We start from the raw sequence: 2,597 nt of genomic DNA on the forward strand, positions 1-2,597 counted from the left end.
TATCCGGCGATCCTCGGCACCGCGGAACAGCGCCAGCTCCCACTCGTCGCGCTCCGGCCGCGGCGGATCCGTGCGCGGATGCCGCTGCGCACCGTACAGCTCGGGCTGGACGTCCTTGCCGCCCGTCAGGATCAGCCCGTCGAGGCCGTCCAGAACGACGGATGCCGCCAGCTCGGGGTTCGGCTGCGGCGGCAGCAGCACCGCCACTCCCCCCGACGCCGCCACGGCGTCGAAGTACACATGCGGCAGGAACGCGGCCCGCACGTCCCACACCCCCGCCTTCGCCTGCTCGAGGGACGTCGTCAGCCCGATCACGGGCGCGCGGCCGTGCCGCTGCGTCTCGTCTCGTCTGCGGTTCGTGTCGGGCGCTTCGGGGCCTCGGTCAACGAGCGCCTCGCTCGATGACCGGGACCCGATGTCGTCAGAGGCGTTCGAAACCACGGATCCGCTCCCAGTCGGTCACGGCGGCGTCGTAGGCCTCGACCTCGATCCGCGCCTGGTTGAGGTAGTGCTCGACCATGTCGTCGCCGAACGCCGCGCGGGCGACCGTCGACTCCGAGAACAGCGCCGCCGCTTCGCGCAGTGTGGTCGGCAGGTGGTCGACGCCCGATGAGTAGGCGTTGCCGGCCAGCGGGTCGGGCATCGGCAGCTCGTTCTCCACGCCGTGCAAGCCGCCGGCGATGATCGCCGAGATGCCGAGATAGGGGTTCACGTCCCCACCGGGCACGCGGTTCTCGGGGCGCAGCGACTGCCCGTGGCCGATCACCCGCAAAGCGCACGTGCGGTTGTCCAGCCCCCACGCGACTCCTGTCGGTGCGAAGGTGCCCTTCTGGTACCGCTTGTACGAGTTGATCGTGGGCGCGTACAGCAGCGTGAACTCGCGGAGCGTGGCCAGGATGCCGGCGATCCAGTGCTCCATGAACGGACTGAACCCGTAGGGACCGTCGCCCGCCATCACCGGAGTGCCGTCGTCCCCGCGCACCGACAGGTGGATGTGGCAGCTGTTGCCCTCGCGCTCGTTGAACTTCGCCATGAAGGTCAAAGACTTGCCGTGCTGCTCGGCGATCTCCTTCGCACCGCTTTTGTAGATCGTGTGCTGGTCGGCGGTCTCGAGCACCTCCGCGTAGCGGAACGCGATCTCCTGCTGACCGAAGTTGCACTCGCCCTTCACTCCCTCGCAGTACATGCCCGCACCGTCCATGCCGCGGCGGATGTCGCGCAGCAGGGGTTCGAGACGTCCCGAGGCGAGCAGGTCGTAGTCCACGTTGTAGTCCGTCGACGCCTTCAGGTCGCGATAGCCCTTCGCCCAGGCATCCCGGTATGTGTCGTCAAAGACGATGAACTCGAGTTCCGTGCCCGCGTACGCCGTGAGGCCGCGCTCGGCGAGGCGATCCCGTTGGTGCTTGAGGATCGCCCGCGGCGACTGCGCCACCGGGTCGCCGCTCTCCCAGCCGAGGTCGGCGATGATCAGGGCGGTGCCGTTCATCCAAGGGATGCGCCGGAGGGTCGCGGGGTCTGACAACAGCATCATGTCGCCGTACCCCTTCTCCCAGCTCGACATGGCATAGCCGTCCACCGTGTTCATGTCGACGTCGACCGAGAGCAGATAGTTGCAGGCCTCCGCGCCGTGCGGGAGCACCTCCTCCTGGAACAGGCGCGCGGACACGCGCTTGCCCACCAGGCGCCCCTGGGCGTCGGCGAACGCGACGATGACCGTGTCGATCTCGTCGGCTGCGATGGCGGCGTTCAGCTCCGAGACGCTGAGGTTCCCTGGCATCCGTCACCTTCCCTTGCGCTGAGCACTGCGCGTCGCGCGCACCGTGGCCGGCGTCCGCGCTCGGTCCACTGTAATCATGAAGTTCGTCCCAAAGGTAGACAGAACCCACCTTTAGGCATCACAATCATGCGCAAGGCGCCCGCTCCGCGCCGCACCCGAACGCACGGAGGATCGATGACTCAGTCGCGCAGTGATTCCGCCAAGGTTGCCGGAGCAACCTATACGCGGGCAGGCCAGGGATACTTCGAGAAGCGCACCCTCAAACGCTCCGCCGGCATCTGGGGGCTGTGGGGCCTCGCCGTCGCCGCCGTGATCTCGGGCGACTTCTCGGGCTGGAACTTCGGCATCGACTTCGCCGGATTCGGCGGGATGCTGATCGCCTTCGTGATCCTGGTCGCGATGTACTACGGCATGATCTTCTCGATCGGAGAGATGGCGGCCGCCATGCCGCACACGGGCGGTGCGTACTCGTTCGCCCGATCGGCCATGGGCCCATGGGGCGGACTGATCACCGGCGCGGCGGAGACGATCGAGTACGTCGCGACCACCGCTGTCATCGTGTACTTCTCCGCCTCCTACGCGGATGCGATCACGAGCGAACTGCTGAACTTCTCCATGCCCACGTGGGTGTGGTGGATCATCCTGTACGTCGTCTTCATCGCGCTGAACTCCGCCGGGGCCGCCATCTCGTTCAAGTTCGCGATCGTGGTCTCGATCATCTCGATCGGCATCATCGTCGTCTTCTCGGTGATGGCGATCTTCTCCGGTGCATTCCAGTGGGCCAACCTCTGGGACATGGCGCCCGATCCGGGTCAGACCG

3 protein-coding genes are annotated in these 2,597 nt (G+C 67.0%); 1 reads left to right on the forward strand and 2 read right to left on the reverse strand.

Translation table 11 applies throughout. From position 1 onward, the window contains the following. A partial coding sequence (locus tag VFX99_RS00390; RefSeq protein WP_329664343.1) for a gamma-glutamyl-gamma-aminobutyrate hydrolase family protein occupies nucleotides 1-315 on the reverse strand: 315 nt, incomplete at its 3' end. A 106-nt stretch (nucleotides 316-421) separates the two neighbouring features. Beyond that, entirely contained in the window at nucleotides 422-1,777 is a 1,356-nt protein-coding gene (locus tag VFX99_RS00395; RefSeq protein WP_329664341.1) for a glutamine synthetase family protein, read from the reverse strand. A 174-nt stretch (nucleotides 1,778-1,951) separates the two neighbouring features. On the opposite strand from VFX99_RS00395, the gene VFX99_RS00400 reads away from it, so the two are divergent. Beyond that, nucleotides 1,952-2,597: amino acid permease (locus tag VFX99_RS00400; RefSeq protein ID WP_329664342.1), on the forward strand; the 646-nt coding region annotated here is incomplete at its 3' end.

The organism is Microbacterium sp., from assembly GCF_036277215.1.
Lineage (GTDB): Bacteria > Actinomycetota > Actinomycetes > Actinomycetales > Microbacteriaceae > Microbacterium.